The organism is Candidatus Planktophila sp. (genome assembly GCF_036734405.1).
Taxonomy (GTDB): Bacteria; Actinomycetota; Actinomycetes; order Nanopelagicales; family Nanopelagicaceae; genus Planktophila.
The window spans coordinates 166,100-172,533 of sequence record NZ_DAIMYR010000002.1 but is presented as its reverse complement, the minus strand read 5'-3'; the positions used below and the strand labels follow the sequence as shown (position 1 = coordinate 172,533).

Sequence of the window (6,434 nt, the reverse complement as noted above, 5' to 3'; positions counted from 1 at the left end):
CCCAAGCGGGTATAGAACATCATTAACGAAAGCTTTTAAATCATCTGCTGAAACTTTGCCAGTGTGTAGAAATAAAATATCTAGATCTGATCCAGGAGATAACTCGCCGCGGCCGTAACCTCCGACCGCGGCAAGTGCTATCTCCTTACCCAAGTTTTTCCGTCCTTCTGCGTGTGCAGCAGCGGCGAATAGTGCAGACAGAAATCGATCGCTCTCGTTGGATCGATCTCGTCTTTCCCGGGTACTCATAGAGGTGAGTCTAGATTGCGTCTACGCCGCGCTCTCCTGTTCGAACGCGAATAACTTGATCAACTGGTGTGGTCCATACCTTTCCATCACCAATTGATCCGGTAGACGCCGCCTTTACGATGACATCAACAACAGAGTCTGCATCCTTGTCATCGACAAGAACTTCTAGACGCACCTTGGGTACCAAGTCAACGGTGTATTCAGCACCGCGATATACCTCAGTGTGTCCACCCTGTCGACCGAAACCACTGGCTTCAGAAACAGTCATTCCTGTAATGCCCGCGCCTTGAAGTGCGTTCTTTACATCCTCTAACTTGAATGGCTTCAAGATTGCTGTAATGAGTTTCATTGTTAAGCCCCCTTCGAGATGCCAAAGACGCTGCCCTGGCTATTGTCTGATAGTTCGTACGCACGTTCTGCATGTACCGCAAGGTCAATTCCCGCGATCTCTTCATCATGCGTGATTCTGAAACCAATCGTCAGGTCGATGATCTTTCCGATTATCAATGTTGCAATGAATGAGTATGCAAGTACAGCTCCTGCGCCAATTACCTGCTTTATAAGCTGCTCAGTTCCGCCACCATTGAATAAGCCAACCTCTACTCCTACAAATCCGATCATCACAGTTCCAACGATTCCACCTACAAGGTGAACCGCTACAACGTCAAGAGAATCGTCATAACCGAGCTTGAACTTCAGACCTACAGAAAGTGCACACAACGCGCCTGCAACTGCTCCGATAATCAATGCACCACTTGCGTTAACAGCAGCACAGGCAGGGGTGATTGCAACAAGACCAGCAACTACACCGGAAGCTGCGCCAAGACTGGTTGCGTGACCATCACGAACTTTTTCTACTAACAACCAAGCCAGAACTGCTGCAGTAGTTGCACCGATTGTGTTTAGTAATGCAAGACCTGCGGTTCCATTTGATGCAACCGCTGAACCTGCGTTGAAACCAAACCAACCAAACCATAGAAGTGCTGCGCCAAGCATTACTAATGGCAAGCTGTGTGGGCGCATTGGAACTTTTCCAAAACCGACGCGCTTGCCCAAGATTATTGCCAGAGCTAAACCTGCTGCACCTGCATTGATGTGAACTGCGGTTCCACCAGCAAAGTCCAGTGCACCAAGATCATTTGCGATCCAACCACCAGTTTTGGCAACAAAGTCATCAAAAGCAAATACCCAGTGTGCGACTGGGAAGTAAACAAGTGTCGCCCAAATTCCGGCAAAGACCATCCATGCACCAAACTTCGCACGATCTGCAATCGAACCTGAAATCAGTGCAACGGTAATTGCAGCGAAGATTCCTTGGAAGGCAATGAACACTGCCGCAGGAATAGTTCCGATCAGAGCAGTTGAATTATCTAGACCATTCAAAAATGTGAACTGGCCGATGTCTCCTATGAGACCTCTGCCTCCAACTGAATCTCCAAAAACCATTGAAAAACCAAATGCAATCCATAGTACAAAAGCAATAGCCAATGCACCGAAAGACATCATCATCATGTTAAGAACACTCTTAACGCGAACCATGCCACCATAAAAAAGCGCAAGACCCGGAATCATAAGAACAACAAGACCTGTGCTTATCAACATCCACGCCGTATCGCCTGAATTAATTACAACTTCCTCCATGAGAGACCACCTAAGTAATTTCGAGAAAATTCTCGTCGTTGAGATGGCTGAACCCTCTCTCCGGGCAGTTACGAAGAAGGGATTGCTTGGTTTCAACTTGGTGACAAAACCAAGGGTTGTGTTAAATCTGGGTTACGCCAACAGCCCTGCGATATAGCTTTGAGCGTCGAACGGGGCAAAATCCGTCTCGGACTCCCCTGTCCCAATCCACTTAATAGGAATACCTAGTTCGGCCTCTATCGCAAGGGCTACCCCGCCCTTGGCGCTTCCATCAAGTTTGGTTAGAACGATACCTGTTACTTCAACGCTTTCCGTAAAAATTTTTGCCTGTTGCAAACCGTTTTGACCAGTGGTTGCATCAATTACAAGTAGAACTTCATTTATCGGTGAAACTTTTTCAACTACTCGCTTTACCTTTGCTAGCTCTGCCATCAGATCGCTTTTGTTGTGTAAACGCCCCGCAGTATCAATTATGAAAACATCACTTACTGCGTCCTTGGCTTTTTGTGCTCCATCAAAGGCGACCGATGCTGGGTCTCCATTTTCTTTTCCAGAAACAACTACAACACCAATGCGATCTCCCCAAGTTTTCAGTTGATCAACCGCTGCAGCTCTAAAGGTATCCCCTGCTGCCAAGACAACACTTTTTCCACTGCGCTTGTAATGCGAAGCTAGCTTTGCAACCGAAGTTGTTTTGCCTGTGCCATTAACTCCCACAACCATAATTGTTGTAGTTCCAGCAACGATAATTGGTTCGTGTGAGCTCTTGGATAAGTTTTGAGTCATTATCTCGATCAAGGCTTCTTCAGCATTATCGCTTTTAACTTTCTTGGCTGCCTCTAAAAACTCTGTAGTCAATCTAGGTCCAATATCTGAGGACAAAAGTTCTTGTTCAAGATCTGCCCAGTCAGCTGGTGAAAAGTCATTAGTGCCTTTTATCTTGGCGATGAATTTACTAAAAAGACCCATCGTAAAGCGCCTTAGCTTGCGTCAGATTCGCGCAAGCGTTGTGAAATAACTTCTGTCACACCGTCACCACGCATCGTTACGCCATACAAAGCATCTGCAATTTCCATTGTGCGCTTTTGGTGAGTAATGATGATCAACTGAGAACTCTCACGCAGCTCTTCGAGCACACCCAACAAGCGTCCAAGGTTTACATCATCCAGTGCGGCTTCAACTTCATCCAACACGTAGAACGGGCTTGGACGGGCTTTAAAGATTGCAACCAACATAGCCACCGCGGTCAATGACTTTTCTCCACCTGAAAGAAGAGAAAGGCGCTTTACGCGCTTTCCTGGCGGACGTGCTTCCACATCAACACCGGTTGTCAAAGGATTATCTGGATCAGTCAGAATCAAGCGGCCATCTCCACCTGGAAACAGGCGAGCGAAGATCTCTTCAAAGTGTTTTGCCGTTTCTTCGTAGGCTTCCATGAAAATTGACTGCACGCGATCATCAACCTCTTTGACGATATCCAAGAGATCCTTTTTAGTGTTCTTCAAATCTTCTAGCTGCTCAGCTAAGAACTTTAACCGCTCTTCAAGTGATGTGTACTCTTCCAGAGCTAGCGGATTAATCTTTCCTAGCAAATTCAGTGATCGTTCTGCTGATGCCAATCGCTTCTCTTGTTGATCACGACGATAAGGAACCATTTCAGTCGAAATGATTTCACCTTCATCGGTCTCATGGAATGTTGGAACATCTTTATCCGGACCATATTCATTAACCAAAGTTGCAGTATCAATACCAAACTCTTCAACTGTTTTAGCTTCTAGAGTTTCGATACGTAGACGCTGTTCTGCGCGCGCAATCTCATCCTTGTGAACGCTAGAAGTAAGTTGCTCTAATTGTGACGCCAACTCTCGGCCACGAGTTCGAACAGTGAGCGTTTCACCATCTCGAGACGCGCGAGACTCTTCAAGGCGTCCACGTTCCGTTGCAGCTTTGGCAATGGATCTTTCAATATGGATCAGAACTTCGTAAGCAGCTTCTGCAACCGCTTGTGAGATCACCGCTGCACGAGCGCGTGCACTGCGTCGAACGATTGCTCGTTCAGATGCATCACGTTCGGCTTGTGCAGATTGTTCTAGAGCTAAAGCACGTGCTGCGACCGAATCCACACGCTCTTCAATAGTACGAACTGCAAGACGGGCTTCAACTTCGGATGTGCGAACAACCGAAACTCGGTTACGAAGCTCTTCAGTGCGCGAATGATCAGGTTCTGCAACATCACCGCGTTGTTGAAGTTGGGACTGTGCAATTGTAATTTCACCTTCATCGCGAGATTTAGCGTTGGTGGCTTCATTGATTGAAGCATTGAGACGCTCGACTTCTGCCATTGCAGATTTCATGTTTTGACCAGATACGGCCAATTGTTCAGTGAGGGCTGCAATTCGTGCATCTGATTCGTTCAACTTCGACAGAGCTGCATCGAAATCTGCTTGACGTGAACCAACTTCAGTTGTCGCTGCAGAGATTTCAAACTTTAAGCGATCACAATTGTGAGTGATCTCTGAAAGTTTGGTTTCTAGGGCTTCAATCAAGGCCTTGATTTCAATCAGCGAAGAAGATGATTTAGAACCACCACGTGCGCGTCCACGAGAGACAATATCTCCATCACGAGTCACAACAGTCACAGATGGGTGAGATCTCAAAATTGCTTCAGCCGCATTTGCATTCTCGGCTACAACTGTGGATGCAAGAAGTGAGGCTAGTAAATCGGCAATTGAAGTTGAGCGAATATGCGCTGATAAAGGATTTAGTCCAGCAGGAATTGTTGAATTCGCACTTTGACCAGGTTCGTACACAAGAACATCGGCTTGCCCCAGATTTTCATTGCGAAGCGTTGTCAGAGCAGTAACGGCAGATGAAAGATCCTTAACAACTACGGCATCGGCAAGTGTTCCAAGGGCTGCAGCTGCAGCAGCTTCCCAACCATTATCAATCTCAATTAATCCAGCAATGCTTCCAAGAATTGCTACGCCACGAGAGTCACGCAAAAGCGCAGATGCGCCATCTCGACTCTGTGAAGTCAACTGCATCGCCTCTAGCTTGGATTCAACGGCATTTCTTTCACGATCTGCTGCGCGTTCTGCATCCACCAATTCGGTGTGCTTACCCTTAGCCGCATCCAACAGTGATTTAGCGTTTTCGTATTGAGAATCTAAACCAAGTTCACCTGAATCAGCGCTAGCGATTTCAAGCTCGTACGCCGAATACTGTTGCTTAGCTTGATCGACTCGATTTTGGGCATCATTGCGTGACTTAGTTAAACGCTCGATTTCTTCGGTGATCGCTTCAAGTCGTGCATTCAAAGACTTAATGTGGCCTTCTTGGCGTGCAGTACCTTCGCGCGCATCGGCAATTGCACGCATCGCCGCAGCAATCGTGTCTTCATCACTTTTCAGTGCAGATTCTGCCTGGGCAAGTGCGGTCGTTGCCTGCGCCAATTGTTGCTGAGCAGAAACAACATCTGCACGAAGCTGGGTTTCTTCTAAGCGAAGTGTTCGCGCTTCGGCATCCAAACTTTCCGGATCCCGACCCGAAGTACGTGCTTCTTCAGCTTCTTCATTGAGGAATCGTGAACGCTCTTGTGCCAAACTCTGAGTTCCGCGGAACTTCTCGCGCAAAGAGTTTAAGTTGTAAAAAGTTTCTTGTGCAGCAACTAGTAGCGGGCTTTCAACAGCTGCTTGCGCATCTAAAGCTTCTTCGCGACGTCTGACGGTGTCAAGATCGTTTTCAACGGCGGATCTACGTTCACGAAGTGCGTTCTCATCTGCGACTTCGAGTTCTAATGTTTTTGACATTGAAATAAAATCATCGGCTAACAAGCGAAGCTTTGCATCACGCAGATCGGCTTGAATCGTTGCAGCTTTCTTTGCAACCTCTGCCTGCTTACCCAATGGACGAAGTTGACGTCGAAGTTCCACCGTTAGATCTTGAACACGCGCAAGGTTGGCCTGCATCGAATCTAATTTACGAAGCGCTTTTTCTTTTCGCTTACGGTGCTTAAGCACACCAGCTGCTTCTTCAATAAAGCCTCTGCGATCTTCAGGTGTTGCCATCAAAATCGCATCTAGCTGACCCTGACCAACAATCACGTGCATTTCGCGACCAATTCCTGAATCGCTGAGCAGCTCTTGGATATCTAACAGACGTGAAGCTTCGCCATTAATTTGGTATTCACTTTGTCCATTGCGAAACAAAATTCTAGAAATAGTTACTTCTGTGTAATCAATTGGAAGTGCGCCATCGCTGTTATCAATTGTGAGCGAAACTTCGGCTCGACCAAGTGGAGCTCGACCGCTAGTACCGGCGAAGATGACATCTTCCATTTTCCCGCCGCGGAGTGACTTTGCGCCTTGCTCACCCATAACCCAGGTAAGGGCGTCTACAACATTTGATTTACCTGAACCATTAGGCCCCACCACGCAGGTGATGCCAGGCTCTAGTCGAAGAGTGGTTGCAGAAGCGAAGGACTTAAAGCCCTTGAGCGTCATACTCTTCAAATACACGCGGTAAACCTATCGCCTATTGAGCGT

5 protein-coding genes are annotated in these 6,434 nt (G+C 47.2%); all 5 read right to left on the bottom strand.

Annotation, left to right across the window (positions count from 1 at the left end):
• The coding region (locus tag AC9UC2_RS02965) for a nucleotidyltransferase domain-containing protein (protein ID WP_509525132.1) at window positions 1-249 on the bottom strand (249 nt) is incomplete at its 3' end.
• A 10-nt stretch (window positions 250-259) separates the two neighbouring features.
• Window positions 260-598, bottom strand: a complete 339-nt coding sequence (locus tag AC9UC2_RS02960; RefSeq protein WP_509525131.1) for a P-II family nitrogen regulator — start codon at window positions 596-598, stop codon at window positions 260-262.
• Window positions 599-600: 2 nt separating this feature from the next.
• On the bottom strand, window positions 601-1,890 hold the full coding sequence (locus AC9UC2_RS02955) for an ammonium transporter (protein ID WP_509525129.1): 1,290 nt from the start codon (window positions 1,888-1,890) through the stop codon (window positions 601-603).
• A gap of 132 nt (window positions 1,891-2,022) precedes the next feature.
• Window positions 2,023-2,859, bottom strand: a complete 837-nt coding sequence (gene ftsY, locus AC9UC2_RS02950) for a signal recognition particle-docking protein FtsY (RefSeq protein WP_509525128.1) — start codon at window positions 2,857-2,859, stop codon at window positions 2,023-2,025.
• A gap of 11 nt (window positions 2,860-2,870) precedes the next feature.
• Complete coding sequence (gene smc, locus AC9UC2_RS02945) at window positions 2,871-6,407, bottom strand: chromosome segregation protein SMC (RefSeq protein ID WP_509525127.1); 3,537 nt, start codon at window positions 6,405-6,407, stop codon at window positions 2,871-2,873.
• Window positions 6,408-6,434 lie beyond the last annotated feature (27 nt).